Source organism: Herbaspirillum sp. FG34 (genome assembly GCF_057809315.1).
On sequence record NZ_JBMDJS010000001.1, the window covers coordinates 82,668 to 106,622 of the forward strand.

Annotated in this window: 21 protein-coding genes; 8 read left to right on the plus strand and 13 right to left on the minus strand. The window is 62.4% G+C overall.

From position 1 onward, the window contains the following. Positions 1 to 4: 4 nt before the first annotated feature. The 6 genes from ACODSZ_RS00365 to ACODSZ_RS00390 all read right to left on the minus strand — a co-directional run bounded on the left by ACODSZ_RS00365 (position 5) and on the right by ACODSZ_RS00390 (position 5,166). The gene (locus ACODSZ_RS00365) at positions 5 to 748 is read right to left on the minus strand and encodes a sugar phosphate isomerase/epimerase family protein (protein ID WP_175343040.1); all 744 of its coding nucleotides are present in this window, start codon (positions 746 to 748) and stop codon (positions 5 to 7) included. After that, on the minus strand, positions 745 to 1,479 hold the full coding sequence (locus tag ACODSZ_RS00370) for an amino acid ABC transporter ATP-binding protein (protein WP_008327183.1): 735 nt from the start codon (positions 1,477 to 1,479) through the stop codon (positions 745 to 747). The genes ACODSZ_RS00365 and ACODSZ_RS00370 overlap by 4 nt, the downstream gene beginning before the upstream one ends. Further along, on the minus strand, positions 1,466 to 2,116 hold the full coding sequence (locus ACODSZ_RS00375; RefSeq protein WP_008327181.1) for an amino acid ABC transporter permease: 651 nt from the start codon (positions 2,114 to 2,116) through the stop codon (positions 1,466 to 1,468). The genes ACODSZ_RS00370 and ACODSZ_RS00375 overlap by 14 nt, the downstream gene beginning before the upstream one ends. After that, complete coding sequence (locus ACODSZ_RS00380; RefSeq protein ID WP_488926806.1) at positions 2,116 to 2,811, minus strand: amino acid ABC transporter permease; 696 nt, start codon at positions 2,809 to 2,811, stop codon at positions 2,116 to 2,118. Before ACODSZ_RS00380 ends, ACODSZ_RS00375 begins: the two co-directional genes overlap by 1 nt. Positions 2,812 to 2,937: 126 nt before the next feature. Continuing rightward, positions 2,938 to 3,741 carry a transporter substrate-binding domain-containing protein gene (locus ACODSZ_RS00385; RefSeq protein ID WP_008327168.1) on the minus strand — a complete coding sequence of 268 codons (804 nt, stop codon included), beginning with the start codon at positions 3,739 to 3,741 and terminating at the stop codon, positions 2,938 to 2,940. A gap of 300 nt (positions 3,742 to 4,041) precedes the next feature. Next, positions 4,042 to 5,166, minus strand: coding sequence for a LacI family DNA-binding transcriptional regulator (locus tag ACODSZ_RS00390; RefSeq protein ID WP_175343042.1), 1,125 nt, complete (start codon positions 5,164 to 5,166; stop codon positions 4,042 to 4,044). 394 nt (positions 5,167 to 5,560) lie between these two features. Between ACODSZ_RS00390 and ACODSZ_RS00395 the strand changes: the two genes are divergently transcribed. The 7 genes from ACODSZ_RS00395 to ACODSZ_RS00425 all read left to right on the plus strand — a co-directional run bounded on the left by ACODSZ_RS00395 (position 5,561) and on the right by ACODSZ_RS00425 (position 13,641). Then, positions 5,561 to 7,675: a TonB-dependent siderophore receptor gene (locus tag ACODSZ_RS00395; RefSeq protein ID WP_488926807.1), complete on the plus strand. Its 2,115-nt coding sequence runs from the start codon at positions 5,561 to 5,563 to the stop codon at positions 7,673 to 7,675. Between the two features lie 466 nt (positions 7,676 to 8,141). Then, on the plus strand, positions 8,142 to 9,329 hold the full coding sequence (locus tag ACODSZ_RS00400; RefSeq protein WP_488926808.1) for an acyl-CoA dehydrogenase family protein: 1,188 nt from the start codon (positions 8,142 to 8,144) through the stop codon (positions 9,327 to 9,329). A 138-nt stretch (positions 9,330 to 9,467) separates the two neighbouring features. Then, positions 9,468 to 10,427, plus strand: a complete 960-nt coding sequence (locus tag ACODSZ_RS00405; protein ID WP_175343044.1) for an ABC transporter substrate-binding protein — start codon at positions 9,468 to 9,470, stop codon at positions 10,425 to 10,427. Positions 10,428 to 10,430: 3 nt separating this feature from the next. After that, complete coding sequence (locus tag ACODSZ_RS00410) at positions 10,431 to 11,228, plus strand: ABC transporter ATP-binding protein (protein WP_008327158.1); 798 nt, start codon at positions 10,431 to 10,433, stop codon at positions 11,226 to 11,228. Then, positions 11,225 to 12,043, plus strand: coding sequence for an ABC transporter permease (locus ACODSZ_RS00415; RefSeq protein WP_008327157.1), 819 nt, complete (start codon positions 11,225 to 11,227; stop codon positions 12,041 to 12,043). Before ACODSZ_RS00410 ends, ACODSZ_RS00415 begins: the two co-directional genes overlap by 4 nt. 97 nt (positions 12,044 to 12,140) lie before the next feature. After that, complete coding sequence (locus ACODSZ_RS00420) at positions 12,141 to 12,701, plus strand: nuclear transport factor 2 family protein (RefSeq protein WP_488926809.1); 561 nt, start codon at positions 12,141 to 12,143, stop codon at positions 12,699 to 12,701. Between the two features lie 127 nt (positions 12,702 to 12,828). Further along, a complete protein-coding gene (locus ACODSZ_RS00425) occupies positions 12,829 to 13,641 on the plus strand; it encodes an alpha/beta fold hydrolase (RefSeq protein WP_488926810.1) in 813 nt (270 codons plus the stop codon). A gap of 35 nt (positions 13,642 to 13,676) precedes the next feature. Here ACODSZ_RS00425 and ACODSZ_RS00430 read toward each other — a convergent pair whose 3' ends face one another. Further along, positions 13,677 to 14,603 (minus strand): LysR family transcriptional regulator, encoded by a 927-nt coding sequence (locus ACODSZ_RS00430; RefSeq protein WP_034350080.1) that lies wholly within the window; start codon positions 14,601 to 14,603, stop codon positions 13,677 to 13,679. A 204-nt stretch (positions 14,604 to 14,807) separates the two neighbouring features. Between ACODSZ_RS00430 and ACODSZ_RS00435 the strand changes: the two genes are divergently transcribed. Next, positions 14,808 to 15,308 carry a flavin reductase gene (locus ACODSZ_RS00435; RefSeq protein ID WP_154134539.1) on the plus strand — a complete coding sequence of 167 codons (501 nt, stop codon included), beginning with the start codon at positions 14,808 to 14,810 and terminating at the stop codon, positions 15,306 to 15,308. Positions 15,309 to 15,554: 246 nt separating this feature from the next. Here the strand turns inward: ACODSZ_RS00435 and ACODSZ_RS00440 are convergent, their stop codons facing one another. From ACODSZ_RS00440 to ACODSZ_RS00465, 6 genes are all read right to left on the minus strand, one after another. Beyond that, positions 15,555 to 15,782, minus strand: a complete 228-nt coding sequence (locus ACODSZ_RS00440) for a formate dehydrogenase subunit delta (protein ID WP_241822855.1) — start codon at positions 15,780 to 15,782, stop codon at positions 15,555 to 15,557. A 59-nt stretch (positions 15,783 to 15,841) separates the two neighbouring features. Continuing rightward, on the minus strand, positions 15,842 to 16,684 hold the full coding sequence (gene fdhD, locus ACODSZ_RS00445; protein WP_488926811.1) for a formate dehydrogenase accessory sulfurtransferase FdhD: 843 nt from the start codon (positions 16,682 to 16,684) through the stop codon (positions 15,842 to 15,844). 90 nt (positions 16,685 to 16,774) lie between these two features. Further along, positions 16,775 to 19,648, minus strand: a complete 2,874-nt coding sequence (gene fdhF, locus ACODSZ_RS00450) for a formate dehydrogenase subunit alpha (RefSeq protein ID WP_175343048.1) — start codon at positions 19,646 to 19,648, stop codon at positions 16,775 to 16,777. A 29-nt stretch (positions 19,649 to 19,677) separates the two neighbouring features. Then, positions 19,678 to 21,240 (minus strand): formate dehydrogenase beta subunit, encoded by a 1,563-nt coding sequence (locus ACODSZ_RS00455; protein ID WP_488926812.1) that lies wholly within the window; start codon positions 21,238 to 21,240, stop codon positions 19,678 to 19,680. Continuing rightward, entirely contained in the window at positions 21,240 to 21,716 is a 477-nt protein-coding gene (locus ACODSZ_RS00460) for a formate dehydrogenase subunit gamma (RefSeq protein WP_008327136.1), read from the minus strand. The genes ACODSZ_RS00455 and ACODSZ_RS00460 overlap by 1 nt, the downstream gene beginning before the upstream one ends. 453 nt (positions 21,717 to 22,169) lie before the next feature. Further along, a complete protein-coding gene (locus ACODSZ_RS00465) occupies positions 22,170 to 23,816 on the minus strand; it encodes an OFA family MFS transporter (protein ID WP_488926813.1) in 1,647 nt (548 codons plus the stop codon). Positions 23,817 to 23,955: the final 139 nt, after the last annotated feature.

The window sequence follows — 23,955 nt, forward strand, 5'->3', positions numbered from 1 at the left end:
GTCCTCAGACCGCCGCCAGCATCGCCACGTGGCGGCGCGTCGTTTCTTCCAGATCGGTGCCCACCAACGGGAATTCGATGGCGCGCAAGATGCCCGCAGGGAAATGCCCCAGCATGGCCGGCCAGTGATGGTCCTGTGCCTGCAAGGGCACCGCCTTGAGCTTGCCCTGGTCCTCCTGCACGCCCTTGCAATGTACGTAGCGCACGTGCGGCGCCAGAGAGCGCGCGGCAGTCTCGGGGTCGACGCCCTGCCAGTGCCAGTTGCCCATGTCAAAGGTCATGCCGAAGGCATAGCCATTGCCGGTACAGAGCGCCAGAAAACTGACGATGGGCTCCAGCCTCCCCCCTTGCGGAGTCTGGTCGTTTTCCAGCAAGACTTCGATGGGGGCCTGCGAGAGAAAACGCAGCAGCGATTGCAGATCGCTGCCCGCCGAAAAATGTCCGAGCGATACCTTCAGGAAACGCGCCCCGATCTCTTCGGCCTCGCTCATCGCCAGACTGATCTGCTCACGGTCGAAACGTCCCTCGGTACCAAACAACTCAAACGGTGCGGAATACACCGAAAACAGCTTGTGCTGCTCCAGCAGTGCGCGCAAGGCAGGCAGGTCCTGCGGCCCATCGAACAGCTCGCGCCGAATTTCAAGGCCTGCGGCCCCGGCCGCCGCCACCATGGGGATGAGGTCAGCATGACCAACCCGCCGCACCAGATCGGCCCCATAGGCCGAGGCGGCGACCAGGACCGGGCTCATTTGATCGACCCTGCGCCGATGAACTGCTTGGCTTCCGGTGTCTGCGGATCGGCGAAAAACTCCTCCGAAGGACGTGCTTCCCACACCTTGCCCTGGTGCATGAAAACTGTCAGATCCGCCACCCGACGCGCAAACTCCATCTCGTGCGTCACCAGCAGCATGGTCATGCCGCCGCGCGCCAGCTCTTCCATGACCTTCAGCACTTCGGCGGTCAGCTCCGGGTCCAGCGCCGAGGTCACTTCATCGAACAGCATCACCTGCGGCTCCATGGCCAGCGAGCGGGCAATCGCCACGCGTTGCTGCTGGCCACCGGAGAGCTGCTCGGGATAGGCGTCGCGCTTGTGGTCCAGGCCGACCTGCTTCAAGACCTTCATGGCGGTCTCGCGGGCAGTCTCGGTGGCGGTCTTCTTGACGATGCGGGGTGACAGCATGATGTTCTCCTCCACGGTCAGGTGCGGAAAGAGATTGTAATGCTGGAACACCATGCCCACATCCTTGCGCAATTCGATCAGGTGTTCGTGCTTGTGGGTCAGCTTGTGACCGGCCACGGTGATGCTGCCGCCATCGATGGTTTCCAGGCCGTTGATGCAGCGGAGCATGGTGCTCTTGCCGGACCCGGAGCGCCCGATGACGGCCACCACCTGGCCGCGCTCGACCGACAGTGAAATGCCGTTCAAGACCTGGTTGCTGCCGAAGCGCTTGGTGATGTTGTCAATCTCAACGATGGGCATGGTATTTCCTTTCCAGGATAAAGGCGAAGCGCGACAGCGGATAGCAGAAAACGAAGTAAATACCGGCCACGATGGGGAAGACCAGGAAGGGCTGGAAGGTCGCATTGCTGACCAGCTTGCCGGCCTGCGCCAGTTCCACCAGGCCGATGATGGAGGCAATCGAAGTGTTCTTGACGATCTGCACCAGGAAGCCCACGGTCGGCGGCAGCGAAATGCGCACCGCCTGCGGCAGGATCACGTAGCGCAACTGCTGCCAGCGCGTCATGGCCAGGGCGGTCGAGGCTTCCCACTGCGGCACCGGCACGGCTTCGATACAACCGCGCCAGATTTCGCCGAGATAGGCGCTGGAATAGATCGTCATGGCGATGGTGGCGGCCACCATGGGCGGGAGCTTGTAGCCGAAGATCGCCAGTCCGTAGAAGGACAGGAACAGCAGGATCAGCACCGGCGTGCCCTGGATGATCTGTATATACACTGCCGAGAGCAGCCGCAGCGGGGCAAGATGCGAGGTCCGCATCAGGGCCACCAGGAAGCCGGCGATGCCGCCGCCGACGAAAGCCAGGGCCGACAAGAGCAGCGTCCAGCGCGCCGCTTCCAGCAGGAACAGGAAATTGTCCCAAGAAAAATCAGCAAGCATCACATTCTCCTCGGACGGGCCACGCCCAGGCGGCGACGGCGTTTGAAGACCACCAGACCGATCAGCCAGAAGGCCAGGCGGAACAGCAGGGCCAGCAGGATGTAGAGCACCATCACCACCAGGTAGATCTCGAAGCTGCGGAAGGTCTCGGCATCAAGCAGGTTGGCCGTGGCAGTGAGCTCTTCAGCCGAGATCGCCGAGACGATGCTGGAAGCCAGCATCATCAGCGTGAACTGGCTGGCCAGGGCCGGATAGACTTTTTCCAGCGCAGGCGTGAGGACCACATGCCGGATCACCTGCCAGCGCGTCAAGGCCAGTGCCTGCGCCGCTTCGATCTGCGAGGGGTGGATGGCCATCATGCCGGCTCGCACGATCTCGGTGGAATAGGCGCCGAGATTGACCGTCATCGCCACCAGCGCGGCAATGTTGGCATTGACCTGCACGCCGATCGACGGCAGGCCGAAAAAGATGATGAACAACTGCAACAGGAAAGGCGTACTGCGGATCAGCTCGACATAGGAGGTGACCACCAGGCGCGCCGGCCTGCTGCCGTGGATGGAAATGATGGCGCCGAAAATGCCGACGGCCAAACCGCAGATCATCGACAGCGCGCTCAGCCGTATGGTGAGCAGTGCGCCGACCAGCAACTGATCCAGATGCTGGAAGATGAACGCAAACTGAAAATCGTATTGCATCGTGTGCTCCTCCGACAAATCCGCGCCGCCCGTTCATCCCCTGAGCGGCGCGTGATCTGTTCTTTTCAGGCTGCGCAGGTCATGCCTGCGCAGTCGCTTCTGCAAGACAGGTTCCGTATGTCGGAATCAGAACACTGGCAGGTTGGGCAGCGGACCGGCCCACTTGCGCGAGATCGCATCCAGTTCGCCGTTGAGCTTGACGTAGTAGATGAAGTTGTTGAGCCACTGCTGCAGCTCGTAGGAACCCTTGCGCACGGTCATCGAATTGGGTTGCACCGAGTACGGGAACTTGACTTCGATCTTGCCCTGGCCACGGCTCTTGACGATCTCATTGGCCATGGTGTTGGGAATCGAGATGGCATCGACCTGGTTCGACAGCAGCGCCTGAGTCACCGTGGAGTCATCCTCGAAGCGCACCAGCACCGTGCCCGGAGGCGCCAGGCGGGTCAGCGCGGTGTCGTTGGTGGAACCGCGCGAGACGCCCACTTTCTTCTTCACCAGGTCATCCAGCTTCTTGTAGCTGGTGCCGACCGGGCCGACGATGGAGAGCTCGAAGCCGCTGTAGGGAATCGTGAACAGCACCGACTTGGCACGCTCGGGTGTGGGTGCCAGCGTGGCGGCCAGCATGTCGACCTTGCCCGACTCCAGCGCCGGGATGCGCGCCGGCGGCACCAGCGGCACGATCTCCACCGGCAGGCCGAGATACTTGCCGATCAGATTGGCTACATCGACGTCATAGCCGATGGGCGTACCCTTGGCGTCAACCGAACCAAAGGGTGGCGTGCCGCTGACCACACCGATGGTGATCTTGCCCTTCTTGGTCAGCTCGGCGATGCTCTGCGCGCTGGCACTGGCGGTGGCCGCCACTGCGCAGGCGGCAGCCAGCGTCAGTGCGACGAATTTTGCGTTGAAAATTTTCTTGATGCTCATCCTGGTCTCCTGATCAATCAATGCCGTGTGGACGGCAGTCCGTTGAGTGCGACAGGCGCCCAATCCCGCCGCCCGCTATCGCAGGTGGCTGCGTGGATTCTGGTGCCCCTCTTTGTTGCTGCCTGCTTTGCTTCCCGCGTGCAGGTCTGTGATACGGCCCGAGGGCCGGAATGCGATTGCGTGATGCGATTGCGAACTGCTCTGGCCTTGCTGCTCTTCCGTCCTGTTGCAAGGTCTTACCAGTAAGGCGAACTCCGGCCTTCGTTGCCCTGCCCTTTGGTACCGGTTCCAGCGACCGGCTCAGTTACAGCGCATGGCAGCGACCGGCGCCGGACTGATCTTGGCGGCGATGCTGCGTGCCAACGCGCGTTGCGGATGCCCCTCCACGCTGGCGGTCGAGCCGCGACAGATGAGGCGGGGGTCCAGCAGCATTTCCATGCGCACCGAACGTTCGCCGTGGATGCGCACCAGCAGGCGTTCGATGGCGGTAAAACCGATGTCGTAGGTCGGTTGCTCGATGGTGCTGATGCCGCTACCCACCAGCGGCGACCAGGCCAGCTCATCGAAGCACAGCAAGCCCACGTCATCCGGAAAGCGCAGCGTCATGCTCTGCAAGGCCAGCGCGATCTGCAGCGACACCATGCCGTTGCCGGCCAGCAGGGCCAGCCGCCCGCCGCCGGCTGCCGCCCGGCGCAGGAAGAATTCACGCAGCATCGTGGCCACATGGCCGGGCTGATCCACGTCCACTTCCAGCGTCTGGCCGTAGCAATCGGGACGCTGCGCCATCGCCTGCAAGAAACCGGCCTGTCGCCCTTGTCGCGAACTCACGCCCAGCAGCGGCTGCACCACCAGCGCGATATCGGTATAGCCTTGCGCCAGCAGATGCCGTGTGGCCAGTTGCGCGGCCTTGACGTTGTCGAGTCCCACCAGGTCGAAATCGCAGCCCTCCACATGGCGATCCAGCAGAACCACCGGAAAGGCCGCCTGTCCCAGCTCGCGCAGTGGCGTCACGTTGCGGCCCTGGGTATTGAACAGAAGCCCTTCAACGCTGTAGGAATGCAGAGCCGCCAGCGACTGCTTCTCGCGCGCCTCGTCATTGCCGGTGTTGCACAGCATGAGCGTATAGCCATGCTTCTGGCAGGCCGCTTCCGCACCATGCAGTACGGCCACCGAATAGGGATTGAGAATGTCAGCCACCAGCATGCCGATGAGCCGCGTACGGCCACCCTTGAGACCGCGCGCCATCTGGCTGGGCTGATAGCCCAGGCGCGCGATGGTCTTGCCGATCTGATCGCGCAGCGGTGCCGAGAGCGCGTCGAACTCGCCGCCCAGGTACCGCGATACGCTGGTCTTGGACACCCCGGCCTCCCGCGCAACCTGCGCAATGGTGACCCGGTCAGTGCCGGTCTTGGTGTGTTGTCTCACTATTGCCCGCCAAATCGTTGAACTGCGTCGAGTGATTTGCCTGAAGGTTCCGGGCTGATCATTTATATGAATCTTTTGGAACCGGTTCCAAGATAGCAGCGGGATTCTGGCGGGTCAAACTTATTTCAGATGAAAAATTTGAACAGATGCCATGAATGGCGCGCTCACGTTCTCGCACGGCAATATGAATGGATCGGCACATGAGACGGGCGCTTTCGGACGACTGCTTCATTCCCGCCGTTCAAGGTCTGACACCTGGTTCCTGATTGATGCAACGCGCCAAACTCGCAGCATGCGCGCCAGGCGACAAGATGCAAACGATCAGTAAAAATTTGTTGCCAGGCACAAGAATGCGATATCATGAATAGTAATTATTCTCATTATTATCTGATTCATGCCCTCGCTCACTCCCGGCGCTCTCGCCGTTCTGCTCGCCTTCTCCGTATTGCCCGCTTCCACCGTCCTGGCGCAGACTGCCAGCAGCACGGACAACAGCACGGCCACGACCCAGTTGCCCACCGTCGATGTGGTTGCCGATGGCGTCAACGACACCAGGTTCAAGGCCACCCAAAGCCAGGTCAACAAATCCGATACCCCGCTGTCGCAGACGCCGCAATCGGTCTCGGTGGTGACGCGCTCCATGCTGGACAGCCAGCAAGCCGTTTCTCTGGCCGATGCGCTGGAGAACGTGCCCGGGGTGGTCGCGCAGCAATACGGACGGCGCGGCTGGGATGACCTGATCATCCGCGGCCAGGTCGCCTCGGATTCGCTGTATCTGGATGGCCTGCGCACGACGGCCAGCTCGCGCGTGGCCGAGCAGTTGTTCGGCCTGCAGCAGGTGGAAGTACTCAAGGGACCAGGCTCGCTGTTGTATGGACTGGTCCTGCCGGGTGGCCTGGTCAACATGGTGAGCAAGCGCCCGCAGGGAACCGACTTTGCCAACGTCGACGTGACCGTGGGCAGCCACGACTTCTACCAGACCACCGTGGACATGAACAAATCCCTGTCCGAAAACGGCAAGCAGGCCTTCCGCATCAATGGCCTCATTTCCAATTCGGACGACGCCACCGACAATGTCTGGTTCAAGAACCGCTACATCGCGCCCTCGCTGTCGCTGGACCTCGGTGCGCGCACCGACTTCACCATTCTGACCAGCTACCAGGAACGCAACTACGTGCGCCAGCAGGGTCTGCCGCTATCGGGCTCGATCAACAGCAACGTCAACGGTGCGCTACCGCGCAGCCTCTTCATCGGCGAACCGGGCGCGCGCCCGTATGCCGCCAACGAGACCCGCATCGGCTATGCGCTGACGCACCGCTTCGATGATGGCTGGACGCTCAACAACAATGTGCGCTACCAGCAGTTCGGGATGAGTGGACAACTGGTGGCCAACAATGCCCTCTCCCGGACCGGCAGCAGCCTCACCCGCACTGGTACGGATCAGACCTATGACGGACAGACCTTCAGCATCGACACCAATGTCCAACGCAGCTTCAGGACGGCCTTCGGCAAGCACGAGATCACGCTGGGCACCGACTATCTCAACTCGCGCGAAGATACGCGCTCCTATACCTGTACGGTAGCCGCGCTCAACGTCTACAACCCCGTTTATGGCGCACGTTTGAATTGCCCCACCACGCCGACGACCTATACTTCGACCAGCATTCGCGATACCGGCTTGTATGCGCGCGACAAGATCAGCTTCGGCGAACGCTGGCAATTGCTGACGGGCTTGCGCTACGACAATGCCTCGACCTACTCGACCAATCTGCGTACCGGCGTACATACCGACAATCCGGCCAGCGCCACGACGGGCTCGGCAGCATTGATGTATGAATTGCTTCGCGGGGTACGTCCATACATCAGTTATGCGACCTCGTTCTATCCGAACAGCGGCACCGATGTGAGTGGCGGCACCTTCAAACCAGAGACCGGCAAGCAATGGGAAGCCGGCGTGAAATTCGACCTCGACGAAGGCCGTACCAGCCTTAACGTGGCCGTGTTCGACCTGCGCCGCCGCAACGTGCTGGTGAGCGATCCCAACAACACCGGCTTCAGCGTTGCAGTGGGTGAGCAACGTTCGCAAGGTGGCGAGATCAGCGTGACCTCCGACTTGCGCAATGGCCTCAGTCTCAACGCGGGCTACTCCTACACGGCGGCCATCGTGACCGACGACGGCGGCCAGCGCACCACTACCGTGGGCCAGTGGCTGGACAACGTGCCGCGCCACAACTTCACCACCAGCGCGCGCTATCGCTTCAAGGGCCAACTGGCCGGTTGGGAGTGGAATGGTGGCGTGCATGGGCAGAGCATGATGCGCACCAATGGCTATACCCTGCCCGGCTACGTGCTGGCCGATACCGGTGTGGCCTACAACGCCGAGCGCTGGCGCGCTGCACTGAACGTGAAGAACATCTTCAACACGCATTACTATGCGGGCGGTCTGGCCAAGGCGGTGGCTCTGGGGGATGACCGGACCATTTTGCTGACGTTGGGGTATCGTTACTGATCCAGCAGTAGCTTCATCAATAAAAATCGGCCCCATCGAGGGCCGATTTTTTTCACTGGAAAGCAGAAAAGAAAAATGGCGGACTTCAAAAGAAGTCCGCCCGAAATGAAGGCCAGAAGGAGCCTATGACGAAACTGAACAGTGTTCCTTTCAATCTCGGCCTTCATGGTAGTGAGCCCTTGCGATCCATGGCAAATCGGTACCACCGATAAGCCGCATCCATACTGCAAATACTCCTCCTCACTGGGTAACGTCCCTCTCGCGTTTGGTGCATATCCGCGCCAAACCCGCTTCCCGCGCGACTTTCACGCATCATGCAGGTGCACCACGCACAAGTCTGCGCGCAATCACGGAGCGGCCTAATCATTATTACTAATATTCATCCGGCCAATTCCTAAATAGAATTTGACCCTGCTTTGACCCCGGACGACACTCAGCTACCTTCTTTCAACCAAAGTGGTGTGCCATGAATTCGATCACGCTCGATGTTTATCCCGTCCAGAAAAAAGTCGTCACCGCCGTCTCCCCGCATGCGGACTCTCCCGAAATGGATGCGCTCATCGCGGAAGTGATCGCTCGCCGCGACGAGTTCGACCAGCTCGGCCACGTCCCCCGCGATCTGGTGGCCACGATGAAGAAAGCCGGTATCTTCCGCAGCGGCACACCCCGCAAGTTCGGCGGCGAAGCACTGGCTCCCGCGGCCTTCCTGGCGATGGTCGAACGCATCTCCAAGGCCGATGGATCGGCCGGCTGGGTCGCCGCCTTCGGTTCGGCCAATACCTATCTCGCCGCACTGCCCGTCGAGACGCAACGCAAGATCTACGCAAGCGGTCCCGACCAGGTCTACGCCGGTGGGCTCTATCCGCTGCAGGAAGCCAAGGCCGTCCCCGGTGGCTGGGAAATCTCCGGACGCTGGCACTTCGCCAGCGGTTGCAAGGGCGCGGACTGGATCGGCGTGGGCATCAAGGACAGCAGCAGCGCAGATGATGACGCACCCAAACCCGCCCTCATGGCCGTGATGCCGGCCGCGGAAATCGAGATCATCGACAACTGGAACGTGGTCGGCATGCAGGGCACGGGCAGCCACGATACGCGTCTGAAAGACAAGTTCATCGCCCACGAATGGACCTGCGCACGCGGTGCCGCCGGACTCATCGACGAGCCGCTGTATCGCTATCCCGCACTGGCCTACCAGGCTGAAGTGCATGCCGCCGTCAACATCGGCCTGGCCCGCGCCGCCCTGGATATCGTCACCGACATGGCCGCTGGCGCCAAGATCATGCCGGGTGCACTGCGACTGGCCGATCGTGCCTACTACAAGATCAAGCTCGGCCTGTCCGAAGCCAAATGGCGCAGCGCCCGCATGTTCTTCTACGATGCCTGCGAACAGGCATGGGAACAGATCGTGGCCGGCAACCCCATCACCGAGGAGATCGACATGATGCTCAAACTCTCGGCCACCTACGCGGCACGCGTCTCGATGGACGTCGTCAACGACGCCTACCAGGCCGCCGGGATGGCCGCCATCCAGCGCACGCACCGCCTGCAGCGCATCGTGCGCGATGCGATGGTGGTTACGCAGCACGCCGCGCTGTCGGAACTGAATTACGAAAGCGCTGGTGCGCTTTTTGCAAAGCTGGGGATCAGGCGCTGAGTCGCCTTCCCCGCTGACGCCTTGCCTGCATCGTCACCGACGCTGCACGCGCAAGCACTCCTTGCGATTTGCCTTTGTTACTGCCGTGCCTGCCAACTCCACTGGCGCTTCACCAACTTTACAAAGAGGACCCAGCCCGTGACCCACTCCACCATCTCGCCACACCGCCGCAAGCTGCTGCTCGGCGCCGCCTCCATGCTCGCCGCAGGCGCTGCACCTGCCCTGCCAGCCCTGGCCCAGGATGCCCCCGTCGTCATCGGCGTCGGTGCCGATCCCGTCTTCACGGCCTTCTTCGTGGCCGCCAACGAAAAGCTCTTTGCCAAGCATGGAGCGCCCAACGTCACCGTGCAGTCCTACACCGATGGCGGCGAAGCGCTCAATGCGCTGGTGGCCAACCAGGTACAGATGGGCTGCGCCGGCGAGCCCACGCACATCGTGCGCCTGTCACGCGCGGAACTGCGCCCGCTGGCCGTTACCTACCAGTCGAAAACCTACGTCAAGCTGGTGGCGCGCAAAGCCATCGCCTCGGCCGACAAGATCAGGAAATTCGGCATCGTTGCCGGCTCGGTCTCGGAGTACGTCACCGGCCTGACCTTGAAGACCCTCAACATCGATGCCACCAAGGTCGAGATGGTGCGCTCCGGTCCGCCGGAACTGCCCGCCCTGCTGGCGCGCGGCGACATCGATGCCTACTTCGTCTGGGAACCCTGGCCTACGCTGGGCGTGCAGCAAGGCGGCCACATCCTGATGACCTCGGGGGACGTCGGCTACACCAGCACCCTGTGGCTCTCGGCCACCGCGCCCTGGCTGGCCGCCAACAAGGCAGTGGCCGGCAACATCCTCAAAGCTCTGGCCGAAGCCTCCGAGATCACCCGCAAGGACCCGCCACGCGCGGCGCAGTCGGTGCAGGCCATCACCCGCATCCCGGTGCCGCAGACCTTGAATTCACTCAAGGACATGGAACCCATCGTGCGCGACTTCACCGAGACCGACGTCAAGACCGCCAATGCCATCGGCGACTTCCTGCTGTCCAAACAGGCCATCAAGGCGCCGGTGGACATGAGCAAGATCTTGCAGCGCGGCTTCTACAAGGGGTAAGCCATGGGACACGGATCTGCAGTTTCCATCAAGCGTGTGGGACTTGCCATCGGCAAGAACGAGATCATGGCGGGCATCGACCTCGATATCCGCGCCGGCGAATTCATCTGCCTGCTGGGGCCCTCGGGCTGCGGCAAGTCCACGCTCCTCAATGCGATTGCGGGCTTCCAGGAGGTGGCAGGAGAGATCACCGTGGCGGGCAAGCGCGTCAGCGGTCCGGGACTGGATCGTGGCGTGGTGTTCCAGTCCTCGGAGGCGCTCTTCCCCTGGTTGTCGGTGCGCGAGAACGTCGAGTATGGCCTCAAGCTGCGCGGTATTGCCGGGCCCGAACGCCGCTCGGCGGCCGAGCGCTACGTCTCGCTGGTGGGCCTGAAGCACGCCATCGACAAGTTTCCCGCCGAGCTCTCGGGCGGCATGCGCCAGCGTGCGCAGATTGCCCGGGTGCTGGTCAATGAACCATCGGTGGTGTTGATGGACGAGCCCTTCGGTGCCCTCGACGCGCAGACCCGCGAAGTGCTGCAAAGCGAGCTGGATCGCATCTGGAAAAGCACCGGCTGCACCATCGTCTTCGTCACCCACGACATCTGGGAAGCCATCCTCCTGGCCGACCGCGTGGTGACGATGACGGCCGGTCCGCGTGCCCACATCAAGACCATCGAAGAGGTCGACCTGCCGCATCCACGCGATCCGGCCGACCCCGCCTGCATGGCGCTGTATGCCCGCATCCGCGACGACATCGGCGCCGAAGTCACGCGCGTGCTGCGCGCCCAAGGTTTGATTGAAGAGGAATCCCTGCAATGACGCAGCTCACACAGACAGCCACCCCGAGCGCGCCCGCCTCGGCCATGCCATCCAGCCTGGGGCGCCGCATGAAATCGGTCCGTCCTTTCCTCATTTCCGTCATCGCCATCGTCGGTGGCCTGGTGCTGTGGCAACTGGTCTCGATGACCACCTCGCCACTGTTCCTGCCCTCGGTCCCGATGACCTGGGCCGCCGCACTGGAACTCATCGGTGACGGTACCCTGCAGCAATCCGTGCTGGCCTCTTCCGGACGCATCCTGGCCGGCTGGGGTGCCGGGGTCGCCATCGGGGTGCCGCTGGGCATCTTCATGGGCCGCTTCGATCTGGTGCGGCAGCTGCTCGATCCCTATATCGAATTCTTCCGCTTCATTCCGCCGATTGCCTTCGTCACCCTGGCGGTGATCTGGCTGGGCCCGGGCGAGCTTTCCAAGATCGCGCTGATTTTCTACACCACCGTCTTCATCGTCACGCTCAACACCATCGCCGGTGTGCAGGCGGTGAACCCGCTGCGACTGCGTGCGGCGGCTTCGCTGGGGGCGGGACAATGGAAGATCCTCACCACCGTGATCCTGCCCTCGACCGTTCCCTTCATGGTCACCGGCGCCCGCATCGCGATGGGCAATTCCTTCCTGACCGTGGTGTCGGCCGAGATCGTGTCGGCGCGTGAAGGGCTGGGCGCCCTGATCTGGACGGCGCGCAACTTCAGCCGTACCGAATGGGTATTCGTGGGCATCATCACCCTGGGCCTGCTGGGCTACCTGTTCGACCGCGTGCTGCGCATCGCCACCCGCAAGCTGCTGGCGCGCTACCTGTAAGCCCTGCGCGGCGACGCACTGGTCGCCGCCGCCAATCGTGCATGTACGCACGATTGGCTTTTTCCCTTTCACACAAGATGACAAGCGAGAAGACACCATGACCGACTTCACCCAGGAAATCCAGCAACTCAAGCGCCGCCTCGACATCCTCGACGCCGAGGCCGACATCCGCCGCATTCAGGCGCGCTACATGTTCCTGTGCGACACGCCCTGCCCCGAACCGGTCGCCGACGACGCCGAACGCATCGAGAAGATCCTCGACCTCTATGCCGAAGATGCCATCTGGGAAGGCGTGGGCTCCTACTACGAGGGCCAGTTCGGCCAGGCCGTCGGCAAGGATGCGATCGGCCAGCACTTCCAGGCATTCTGGGGGCAGAAGAAAGATCCGGAACTGCTGTTGAACGTGCACTACCTGACCTCGGAACAGATCCACGTCCATGCCGACTGCACGCACGCCGATGGCCAGTGGGTGCACTGCCAGCCGTGGATCTTCGCCGACGGCTCGTCGTTGCTGCGTTCCAGCCGGCTCAACAACCTGTTCAAGAAAGTCGACGGAGTGTGGAAGATCGCGCGCACCCGTACCGAGAATGTGTTCGTGGCACCGCTGGCTTCCGGCTGGGCCAACAATGTGCCGACCTATTCGGTGCTGATGAAGTAACGAAGCGCTGAAATCTAAAAACGATACAAATCATTTATATCATTTTGTATTGCACGCTGCTGTTCGTTGTTGATGATATGACCGGGAAGAGGCTGCAGCCTCTTCACCGTGTCGGAGAGCCATTCTCATGTCCCCTGCCCTTCCCGCCCTCGTACGCCAGTTCATCCCCACCAGCGCTGGCCCGCTGCACGTAGCCAGCATGGGCGAAGGATTGCCGGTGCTGCTGCTGCACCAAACCCCGCGTTCCTGGGACGAATTCCGCGACGTGCTGCCGCTGCTGGCGCGGCGCTACCGGCCCATCGCCATCGACACGCTTGGCTTTGGCGACTCCTGCAAACCGCCGCTGGCTGAGCACAGCATCGAGCGCTGGGCCAGCCTCGCCTTGGAAGTGATGGACCAGCTGGGGATCGGCCAAGCGGCCGTGGTTGGCCACCATACCGGCGCCGTCACGGCCATGGAAATCGCGGCGTCGGCTCCTGAGCGGGTAGCGGCGCTGGTGCTGTCATCCTGCCCGTACAACGATGCCGCGCGGCGCAGCGCCCACGCGGGCAAACGCACCGTGGACGATGTGGAGGTCCGACCCGATGGCACTCACCTGCAGGAGCTGTGGCAGCGCCGCCAGCCCTTCTATCCGGAAGGCGATACCGACCTGCTGACGCGCTTCATGGTCGACGCCCTCAAGGCCGGGACCATGGCCTCGCATGGCCATATCGTGGTCCGCAACTATCACATGGAAGATCGCATCGGCCTGGTACGCGCACCCACGCTGGTGTTGCGGGCGGGACGCGATCCGCATGCGGCGCCCTACAGCGAACGCATCGCCCAGGCCATCGCAGGCAGCCAGCTGCTGACGCTGGAGGAAGGCATGGTGCCCATGCCGGACCAGATGCCGGAACTCTTTGCAGAAGCGGTAATGGATTTCCTGCAGCGCAGTTGCTAGGGCTCAATCGCGGGTAAAGGCCCTGGCACTCAGCATCAGGCAACCTCCGCCTCGCGTCCGAACATCTCGATCAACAGGCTGCGCAGCCACTGGATGCCCGAGTCCGCCGAGAACCGTGTATGAGTGTAGAGGCTCACCGGGATGCGCGGCATGTCCAGCGGCAAGTCCAGCAGCACACACGCCTCATCGAGGTTGTGGCGCTCGGCGATGCTGCGCGGCAGGAACAGGGCCAGGTCGGTATTGCGCACGATCTGCGGCGCCACTGTGAAATGCGGCATGCGCAGCGCGAAATCGCGCTTCACGCCCGCATTGCGCAGCACGTCCTCGGCCAGCTGGTGGCCGGTGGTATTGGTGCTGGCGTAGACGTAGCGCAGCTGCAGCAGGTTCTCCATGGTCAGCGGCTGCCCTGCCAGGGCATGGGTCCTGCGCAGCATGCAGACGTAATCGTCGTAGAGCACCAGCTGGCTCTGGCAATCCTCGGGCAGCCCCGGCAAGTAGCCGAAGGCCAGATCGATGTCGCCATTGCGCATGGCCGCACCGAGGTTTTCCATGGCCATCTGCTGCACTTCAATGGAGACGTGCGGTGCAGCGTGCGCCAGTTCTTCCATCAGCATCGGCAGCACATGGCTGCAGGACATGTCCGACATCACCAGATGAAAGGTGCGCGTGGCCGTGGCCGGGTCGAAACTGGCGTGGCTGTGCAGGGCTTCATGGAGGATGCCGAGCGCGCGCGAGATCGGCTCGTGCAGGCGGATCGCGGTTTCGGTGGGCACCATGGCGGTGGTACTGCGCACGAAGAGCGGATCATCGAACATCTCGCGCAGGCGCCGCAACGCGTGACTTACGGCCGGCTGGGTCAGGTGCAGGCGATCAGCGGCGGCGGTGAGGCTGCGCAGCTCCCAGATGACGATGAAGGTCTTGAGCAGGTTCAAGTCCACTGCGCCGATATTCATTTGCTTCATGCGGAACATTCCAGACAATCATTTGACCCGTCAATTGTGCAGGGTCTATTGTTCATCCCAGGACGCAGGCTTTTTCAAGCGATGCGTTCTCCCTCTCACCTGCTGATCGACATCCGCCTGACGGCGCCGCAGACGACCTTGCTGATGGCGCAAAGGATACGAAGCCTTGTGCCGGATGTCATCTCTTTTTTGGATGGACCTACCATGAAGCAAGATTTTCGCGACGCCATGGCGCGTCTCTCGGCGGCCGTCAACATCATCACCACCGATGGTCCTGCAGGACGCGCGGCCATGACGGTCTCCGCCGTCAGTTCGGTCTCCGACGACCCGGCCACGGTGCTGGTGTGCATCAATGTCAAGAGCGCCGCCCATCCCATCCTGGTTGGCAACGGACGCCTGTGCATCAACATCCTGGCCGGACATCACGAGGACGTGGCGCGCATGATTGCCGGCATGACCGGGCTGGCCGCCGAGGAACGTATGGCGCAGGTAGGCTGGGAAACCGGTGACTATGGCCAGCCGGTGTTGCCCGATGCGCTGGCGGTGCTGGAGGGCGACATCGTATTGCAGCAGCAGGCGGGCACGCACAGCGTGCTGTTCGTGGAGATCCGGCATATTCGCCTGGCCGCGTCGCAAGCCGATGGGCTGGCTTATTTTGGACGGCGTTTTCACCGGATTGCGGCGGAGGTGGCGTTGGCGGCGTGAGGCGGTGGATACTGCGCAGCGCCCTTGATGGCGGGCTTTTGGCGGACTTTTTCGATTTTATTGCCGCGAAATTCACCTTTTAAATCAAAAGCTTATTGCGACTTTTTAACAGCTATTGGCGTGCAATTGGCGCTTTGACGATCATCTACCGGCGGCTGGTTTGGTTAGGCACCCGCACCTCACCGACGAAAAAAAACCGCTCATCCAACTGAGCGGTTTCCTCGAATTCACAAGCAGGCAGCAGCCCTACACCGCCAACTGCTGCATATGCCGGTTCACCGCCTCCAGCACGATGGCATCCAGGCCCTCGCCCTGCGTCTTCTCGATATGCTCCAGGAAGGCCTTGCGCATGCGCGGCTCCCAGAAGCGCTTGAGGTGCGAGGCCAGGTCGGCAATGGCCTGGTCGCGGTCCGGCATGGTGGAAAAGAAACTGCCAATCTGGTTGGCCATCTTGACCAGGTGTTCGGTGTTCATGAGTGTTCTCCTCCTGCTCCGTTCGTCAATTGTCCGTCCCTTGTCCGCGCGCCTGCGGCTCAGCGCAGGCGATGCTGTCGGGCATACACCACGTGGCCCTGCTTGCGCACGAAGCCCAGCAAGGTCACATCCGTCTCTTCGGCCAGCCGGATCGCCAGCGCCGTCGGTGCCGAGACGGCAGCAATGAAACCAATGCCGACCGTGGCCGCCTTCTGCACCATCTCGTAACTGGCACGGCTGGTGATGATGGCCGCGCCTTGCGAGAAATCCGCCTCCTCTTCGGCCAGCGCGCCAATGAGCTTGTCCAGCGCGTTGTGACGGCCCACGTCTTCGCGCACCAGCACGATGCTTCCTGACGCATCCATCCACGCGGCGGCGTGCGTGGCACCGGTGGCTTGCTGCAATTGCTGTGCGGCCTGCATCTGCTCGAAGGCCGCATGCAGCTGGTCCACCGAGAACGACGCACCGCCCTGCACCGCCTGCGGATGACGTACCGCCTGCTCCAAGGTCTCGGCACCACACAGCCCGCAGCCGGTACGACCAGTCAGGTTGCGGCGCCTTTCCTTCAACGCCACGAAACGCTCGGTGGCGATGCGCATCTGTACCTGCACGCCTTCGCAGCCCGGCACGATCTCGCACTCATACAACTCGCCCGGATCGCCCAGGATGCCTTCGGTGAGCGAAAAGCCCAGCGCAAAATCTTCCAGATCGCTGGGCGTGGCCATCATCACGGCATGCGAAATACCGTTGTATTCCAGCGCGATGGGGACCTCTTCGGCGACCACATCCTCCACCGTCTCGCGTTGTCCATCTCGCCAGCGATCCACTTGCACGCGGGCGAAGGTGGCGTAGTCGCCGGTGGTGTCGTCAATGTGGAGGCTGTTGCGCTTGCTTGTGTTCATGCTGTCCTGCTTGATGCGGCTTGATGTGATTGGGTCGGTCGGGCTCGCTGCGGAAATCATCTAAGCACGAGCCCGACGAGCCCGTGCCGCTTACTTCGTCACCAGAGGCTCGTTCTGCACCTCGCCCTTGAGCAGATCCAGCTGGGTACGGTTGAAGCGCTCGTAATGCTGCTGCCATTGCGAAGGCTGCGTCACCGGCATGACCTGCACCGCCGTCACCTTGTACTCGGGGCAGTTGGTGGCCCAGTCGGAGTTGTCGGTGGTGATCACGTTGGCGCCCGATTCCGGGAAGTGGAAGGTGGTGTAGACCACGCCCGGCTGCACCTTCTCGGTCACGGTTGCACGCAGCACAGTCTGGCCTGCACGCGACTCCACGCCCACCCAGTCGCCCTCGCGGATGCCCCGGTCCTCGGCATCGTGCGGGTGGATCTCCAGCCGGTCTTCGCTATGCCATTGCGAGTTCTCGGTGCGGCGGGTCTGCGCGCCTACGTTGTACTGCGACAGGATGCGGCCGGTCGTCAGGATCAGCGGGTAGCGCTGCGTCACCTTCTCGTCGGTGGCGAAGTATTGCGTGTTGATGAACTTGCCCTTGCCCCGGATGAAGCTGCCCACGTGCATGATGGGCGTGCCTTCCGGTGCTGCTTCGTTGCAGGGCCACTGGATGCTGCCGAGCTTTTCCAGCTTGTCGTAGCTCACGCCGTGGAAGCTGGGTGTCAGGGCGGCAATCTCGTCCATGATTTCCGAGGGGTGATTGTACGGCATCGGGTAACCCAGCGCTTCGGCCAGGGCTACCGTGACTTCCCAGTCGGACTTGCCAGCCTTGGGCGGCATCACCTTGCGCACGCGCGAGATGCGACGTTCGGCGTTGGTGAAGGTGCCATCCTTTTCCAGGAAGGACGAACCGGGCAGGAAGACGTGCGCATACTTGGCCGTCTCATTCAAGAACAGGTCCTGCACCACGATACATTCCATGGCCTGCAGGGCGGCTGCGACGTGCTGGGTGTTGGGGTCCGATTGCACGATGTCCTCACCCTCGCAGTACAGGCCCTTGAAGCTGCCATCGAGCGCCGCATCAAACATGTTGGGAATGCGCAGGCCCGGCTCGGGATTCAAGGTCACGCCCCACGCCTGCTCGAACTGGCCGCGCACGGTGGAGTCGGAAATGTGCCGATAACCCGGCAGCTCATGCGGGAAGGAACCCATGTCGCAGGAACCCTGTACGTTGTTCTGACCCCGCAGCGGGTTCACGCCCACACCTTCGCGGCCGACGTTGCCGGTGCACATGGCCAGGTTGGCGATGCCCATCACGGTGGTCGACCCTTGCGCATGTTCGGTCACGCCCAGGCCGTAATAGATCGCCGCATTGCCGCCGGTGGCGTACAGGCGGGCAGCACCACGGATGATCTCGGCGGGTACACCGGTGATGGCGGCCATGGCTTCGGGGGAATTGTCTTCGCGCAGGACGAACTGCTTCCAGTCCTGGTACGACTGCAGGTCGCAGCGTTCCTGGATGTAGGCTTCGTTCTGCAGACCCTCCGAGAGGATCACGTGAGCCAGCGCGGTGATGATGGCGGTGTTGGTGCCGGGGCGCAGCTTGAGGTGATAGTCGGCCTGCAGGTGCGGCGACTTGACCATCTCGGTGGTACGCGGGTCGATCACGATGAGCTTGGCGCCCTGGCGCACGCGGCGCTTGATCTGCGAGGCAAACACCGGATGGCCGGCCGCCGGATTGGCGCCCATGATGAGGATCACGTCCGACTTCATCACCGATTCAAAGGTCTGCGTGCCCGCCGATTCGCCCAGGGTCTGCTTCAAGCCATAGCCGGTCGGCGAATGGCACACGCGCGCGCAGGTATCGACATTGTTGTTGCCGAAGGCGGCGCGCACCAGCTTTTGCACCAGATAGGTCTCTTCATTGGTGCAGCGGGACGAGGTAATGCCGCCGATGGAATCCTTGCCATGCTTGGCCTGGATGCGGCGGAATTCGCTGGCGGCGTAGGACAGCGCTTCTTCCCACGACACTTCGCGCCAGGGGTCGTTGATGCTCTTGCGGATCATGGGGTTCAGGATGCGGTCCTTGTGGGTCGCATAGCCCCAGGCAAAACGCCCCTTGACGCAGGAGTGGCCCTGGTTGGCCTTGCCATCCTTGTACGGCACCATGCGCACCACTTCATTGCCCTTCATCTCGGCCTTGAAGGAGCAGCCCACACCGCAATAGGCGCAGGTGGTGACCTTGCTGTGCTCGGCCTGGCCCAGCATGATGACGGTCTTCTCGGTCAGTGTCGCGGTCGGGCAAGCCTCGACGCAGGCGCCGCAGGAGACGCATTCCGATTCCATGAAGGCTTCCATCTGCCCGGCCGAGACGCGCGATTCGAAACCGCGCCCGTTGATCGTCAGCGCGAAGGTGCCCTGGGTTTCTTCACAGGCGCGCACGCAGCGATTGCAGACGATGCACTTGGAAGGGTCATAGGTGAAGTAGGGATTGGATTCATCCTTCTTCATCTTGGTATGGTTCTCGCCCTCGTAGCCATAGCGCACTTCGCGCAGGCCCACCACACCGGCCATGTCCTGCAGTTCGCAGTTGCCGTTGGTGGGGCAGGTCAGGCAATCCAGCGGGTGGTCGGAGATATAGAGCTCCATCACGCCACGGCGGATCTCGGCCAGCTTGGGGGTCTGTGTCTGCACCTTCATGCCTGGCTCGCAGGGCGTGGTGCAGGAGGCCGGATAGCCCTTCATCTTGCGGCCATCCTTTTCGATTTCCACCAGGCACAGGCGGCAGGAGCCGAAGGGTTCCAGGCTGTCGGTGGCGCACAGTTTGGGGACATTGATACCGGCCTCGACCGAGGCGCGCATCACCGACGTGCCGGCCGGGACCGTCACTGCCACGCCGTCGATTTCCAGCGTGACCAGGTTTTCCGAGGCACGTGCGGGGGTGCCGTAATCCGTTTCATTGAGCTGATTCATGGTGCAACTCCTTGCATTCGGTAATGGGATCAGGCCGCCTGTTCGCCGGGCGCGCCGAAGTCTTCCGGGAAATGGTTCAGGGCCGACAGCACCGGGAACGGTGTCATGCTCCCCATGGCACACAGCGAGCCATTGACCATGGTGTCGCACAGACTCTTCAACAGATGGATCTGTTGCGGCCGGTCATCGTTGGCGATGATCTTGTCGATCACCTCCACGCCCCGGGTGGAACCGATGCGGCAAGGGGTGCACTTGCCACAGGACTCGACTGCACAGAACTGCATGGCGTAGCGGGCCTGACGGGCCATATCGACACGATCGTCAAATGCCACCAGTCCGCCGTGCCCGATCATGGCGCCGATGGCGGCGAAAGCTTCATAATCGAGCGGCGTATCGAATTGCGAGGGTGGCAGATACGCGCCCAGCGGCCCACCCATCTGCACAGCGCGAATCGGACGGCCCGAGGCGCTGCCGCCACCGAAGTCTTCCAGCAGCTCACGCAGCGTCAGGCCGAAGGCCTTCTCCACCAGGCCACCCTGCCTGATGTTGCCAGCCAGTTGGAAAGGCAGCGTGCCGTGCGAACGGCCCACACCAAAGTTCTTGTAGAAGTCCGCACCGCGCGCCAGGATCACCGGCACCGAAGCCAGCGAGATCAGGTTGTTGATCACGGTCGGCTTGCCGAACAGACCCTCGATGGCCGGCAGGGGCGGCTTGGCGCGCACCACGCCGCGCTTGCCTTCCAGGCTTTCCAGCATGGCGGTTTCTTCGCCGCAGATGTAGGCACCTGCGCCCTTGCGCACTTCCAGCCGGAAGGACTTGCCGGAACCGAGGATGTCCTTGCCCAGATAGCCGCGCTCAGTGGCGATGGCGATGGCTTCGTTCATCGTCGCGATCGCATGCGGATATTCGGAGCGCACGTAAATGTAGCCCTCGGTCGCACCCACCGCGACGGCAGCGATGGTCATGCCTTCGATCAGCGTGAAGGGATCGTCTTCCATGATCATGCGGTCCGAGAAGGTACCGGAATCCCCCTCATCGGCATTGCAGACCACATACTTCTGCGCCGACTGCGCACGCAGTACGGTCTGCCACTTGATACCGGTCGGGAAGGCTGCACCACCCCGGCCCCGCAGGCCGGAGTCGATCATCTGCTGGACGATGGCCTCGGGCGTCTTGGCCAGGGCATTCTTCAATCCGACATAACCTTCATGGGCCAGATAATCCTCCAGCGAGAGCGGATCGATGATGCCCACCCGCGCGAAGGTCAGACGTTCCTGGTTCTTGAGGAAGTCCATTTCTTCAGTCAGCCCCAGATGCAGCCTGTGCTGGCCAGCTGCAAGCAGCCCTGCATCGAAGAGACCGGGAACATCCTCGGGCGTCACCGGTCCGTAGGCGACGCGGCCTGCTGCGGTAGAGACTTCCACCAGCGGCTCCAGCCAGAACATGCCGCGCGATCCATTGCGCACCAGCCTGATGGACTGGCCGCGTTGTTGCGCCTGGGCAGCAATGGCGGCCGCCACTTCGTCAGCGCCCAGTGCCAGCGCGGTGGAGTCGCGCGGGACGTAGATGGTCACGATATCGGGTGCGCTCATCATGCCTCCCGCTTGGCCTGGATCAGGCGTTTGAATTTATCGGCATCGACACGGGCATGCAGCTCGTCATCGAGGGTGAGATTGGGGCCGATGGCACACTGGCCCAGGCAATACACCGGCTCCAGCGTGAACTGGCCATCTGCGCTGGTTTCATGAAAGCCGCAGCCCAGCACGTTCTGCGCGTGCTCGGCCAGAGCTTCGCTGCCACGTGCCTGGCAGGCTTCGGCACGGCAGACCTGCACCACGTGGCGACCCGCCGGTTCCTGGCGGAAAAAGTGATAGAACGAAATCACGCCATGCACCTCGGCGCGCGAGACGTTCAACTCGCCCGCGATCATCGGGACTGCATCGGCCGGGATATAGCCGACCTTGTCCTGGATGCCGTGCAGGATGGGGAGCATGGCACCGGCCATGTCCTTGCGCTCGGCGATGATGCCGCGCACCGCCGCCACGTCGAAAACCTGTTGCCTCTTCATTGTTGCCTCCTGTGTTGCTTCGATGCGGACCGCGTCCTTCTCCCGGAGGATCTTCTGTGGACCGCGCAAATGACGAATGAAAGGAAATGGACCGCCCTAGGGAGGAGCGGCCTGCGGAAAGCAGATCAAGGGATGGGAAGAACAATGCGGCGGCATGACGCCACCCCGGTAAAGGGCGCGCACGGCCGTGCGTGATGAACCAGCTGGTCTCCGTTGCTGCATGTTCTCCCTGCCTTGGGGGTTGGTGTGAACACTGCGGATGCTGGCCTGCGCTTACCTTCAAGGCAAGGGCCGACCAGGCTCCTGTTTTTTGATAGTCGCTGACACAAGCCGCCCCGGTTCACGGGGCCATGGCGGCTTGTGTCAGCGGCTTTCGCCGCTGGGGTCCTGCGTGCAGGCCGGGTGGAGCCGGCCTGCCGATGAAGCGAAACTACGAACGACTCAACTGCGCGATCAACGGAACAGCACGGCCGATTTCTGCAACACCAGGGTGATGCCCCAGATCAGCGGAATACCCACGGCCGCCCATGCCAGACCGATCACCACCGGGTTGCCGCCAGTACCGATCTGCGACATGTCGCCCGAACCTGCAGTGGCGACGGCATCGGCTGCCGACTTTTCGTGGGCCAGCTGCTTTTCACGGGCCAGTTCTTCCGGCGTCATGAAGTGCTTGGCCGCGACCGGACGGATCAGCAGGTTGCAGATCAGACCCAGCACCAGCATGCCCGCCAGGATGTACATGGTGGTGTTGTAGACCTGGCTCTTGGGCATGCCCAGGGAGAGCTGGTACTCACGCATGTAGTTCACCACCACCGGGCCCAGGATGCCGGCGGTTGCCCACGCGGTCAGCAGGCGACCGTGGATGGCGCCCACCATCTGGGTGCCGAACAGGTCGGCCAGGTAAGCCGGCACGGTCGCAAAACCGCCACCGTACATCGACAGGATGATGCAGACTGCGCCCACGAACAGCGGGATGTTGCCGGCCTTGGCCGACCACGGCAGGCTCACGTACAGCACGAAGCCCAGCACGAAGAAGATGGCATAGGTCATCTTGCGGCCGAAGAAGTCCGAGCACGACGCCCAGGCGAAACGGCCACCGATGTTGAACAGCGAAATCAGACCGGTGAAACCGGCCGCCAGTGCGGCGATGGCTGTCTTCTGCTCGACCGACAGATCATTGAAGCCGATGTTCAGACCCAGCAGCTTGCCGCCGAAGACTTCCTGCAGCATCGGCGAGGCGATGCCGATGACGCCGATACCGGCCGACACGTTCAGGCAGAGCACCAGCCACACCAGCCAGAACTGGGGAATGCCCCAGACCTTGGAGACGTGCACGTGGTTCTGGGTGATCATGGTCGCCGAGGACTTGGCCACCGGCGGGGTCCAGCCAGCCGGCTTCCAGCCGGTGGGCGGCACGCGGTAACCGAAGGCACCGGCCATCATGAAGACAAAGTAGATGATGGCCATGACCACGAAGGTTTCCCACACGCCCACGGAAGTGGGGGAGGCGAATTTCTTCATCAGCGCATCGGCCAGCGGCGTGCCGACCAGAGCACCACCGCCGAAGCCCATGATGGCCATACCGGTGGCCATGCCGCGACGGTCAGGGAACCACTTGATCAGGGTCGACACCGGTGAGATGTACCCCAGGCCGAGGCCGACACCACCGATGACGCCCGAACCCAGCCACATCAGCCAGATCTGGTGCGTCTTCACGCCCAGGGCCGAGATCAGCAGGCCGCCGCACCAGCAGATGGCAGCGACCACGCCGGCCTTGCGGGGACCGGCGTGTTCCAGCCAGCCACCCCACAGTGCAGCGGAGATGCCCAGCAGGACGAAGAACATGGTGTACATCCAGCCCAGCATGGAAATCTTCCAGTCACAGGTGGACGAGAAGACTTGCGCGAAGAAGCCGATGTCAGCGCCGCAGGCGATGGGCGCGGTCACGCCCAGTGCCTTGGACAAGGGCAGCCAGAATACGGAAAAACCGTAAGCCATGCCGATGCACAGGTGGATTGCGAGCGCCGCCGGCGGGACCAGCCAGCGATTGAAGCCAGGCTTGGCGACTGTGTGTTCCTTGTTCAGGAAATCGAAAGCCATTATTCCTCCGAATATTTTATGAGTGTGATGTGGGCAAATCGAAGGAAGGATTGCATCGCAAAGCCGGTAGGGCCGGATCGTGACACCGACCCATCTTTGCGACGATATCCTTCTCTTTTCGTTGATTTATTTATGTACA

What these genes read in the sequence shown, in the direction of transcription:
- ACODSZ_RS00435 (WP_154134539.1), top strand. Translation starts at nt 14,808, where the DNA reads ATGAAGCAAGATTTTCGCGACGCCATGGCGCGTCTCTCGGCGGCCGTC.
- ACODSZ_RS00410 (WP_008327158.1), top strand. Translation starts at nt 10,431, where the DNA reads ATGGGACACGGATCTGCAGTTTCCATCAAGCGTGTGGGACTTGCCATC.
- ACODSZ_RS00455 (WP_488926812.1), bottom strand. Translation starts at nt 21,240, where the DNA reads ATGAGCGCACCCGATATCGTGACCATCTACGTCCCGCGCGACTCCACC.
- fdhF (WP_175343048.1), bottom strand. Translation starts at nt 19,648, where the DNA reads ATGAATCAGCTCAATGAAACGGATTACGGCACCCCCGCACGTGCCTCG.
- ACODSZ_RS00375 (WP_008327181.1), bottom strand. Translation starts at nt 2,116, where the DNA reads ATGCTTGCTGATTTTTCTTGGGACAATTTCCTGTTCCTGCTGGAAGCG.
- ACODSZ_RS00460 (WP_008327136.1), bottom strand. Translation starts at nt 21,716, where the DNA reads ATGAAGAGGCAACAGGTTTTCGACGTGGCGGCGGTGCGCGGCATCATC.
- fdhD (WP_488926811.1), bottom strand. Translation starts at nt 16,684, where the DNA reads ATGAACACAAGCAAGCGCAACAGCCTCCACATTGACGACACCACCGGC.
- ACODSZ_RS00365 (WP_175343040.1), bottom strand. Translation starts at nt 748, where the DNA reads ATGAGCCCGGTCCTGGTCGCCGCCTCGGCCTATGGGGCCGATCTGGTG.
- ACODSZ_RS00380 (WP_488926806.1), bottom strand. Translation starts at nt 2,811, where the DNA reads ATGCAATACGATTTTCAGTTTGCGTTCATCTTCCAGCATCTGGATCAG.
- ACODSZ_RS00440 (WP_241822855.1), bottom strand. Translation starts at nt 15,782, where the DNA reads ATGAACACCGAACACCTGGTCAAGATGGCCAACCAGATTGGCAGTTTC.
- ACODSZ_RS00395 (WP_488926807.1), top strand. Translation starts at nt 5,561, where the DNA reads ATGCCCTCGCTCACTCCCGGCGCTCTCGCCGTTCTGCTCGCCTTCTCC.
- ACODSZ_RS00430 (WP_034350080.1), bottom strand. Translation starts at nt 14,603, where the DNA reads ATGAAGCAAATGAATATCGGCGCAGTGGACTTGAACCTGCTCAAGACC.
- ACODSZ_RS00425 (WP_488926810.1), top strand. Translation starts at nt 12,829, where the DNA reads ATGTCCCCTGCCCTTCCCGCCCTCGTACGCCAGTTCATCCCCACCAGC.
- ACODSZ_RS00385 (WP_008327168.1), bottom strand. Translation starts at nt 3,741, where the DNA reads ATGAGCATCAAGAAAATTTTCAACGCAAAATTCGTCGCACTGACGCTG.
- ACODSZ_RS00465 (WP_488926813.1), bottom strand. Translation starts at nt 23,816, where the DNA reads ATGGCTTTCGATTTCCTGAACAAGGAACACACAGTCGCCAAGCCTGGC.
- ACODSZ_RS00400 (WP_488926808.1), top strand. Translation starts at nt 8,142, where the DNA reads ATGAATTCGATCACGCTCGATGTTTATCCCGTCCAGAAAAAAGTCGTC.
- ACODSZ_RS00415 (WP_008327157.1), top strand. Translation starts at nt 11,225, where the DNA reads ATGACGCAGCTCACACAGACAGCCACCCCGAGCGCGCCCGCCTCGGCC.
- ACODSZ_RS00370 (WP_008327183.1), bottom strand. Translation starts at nt 1,479, where the DNA reads ATGCCCATCGTTGAGATTGACAACATCACCAAGCGCTTCGGCAGCAAC.
- ACODSZ_RS00420 (WP_488926809.1), top strand. Translation starts at nt 12,141, where the DNA reads ATGACCGACTTCACCCAGGAAATCCAGCAACTCAAGCGCCGCCTCGAC.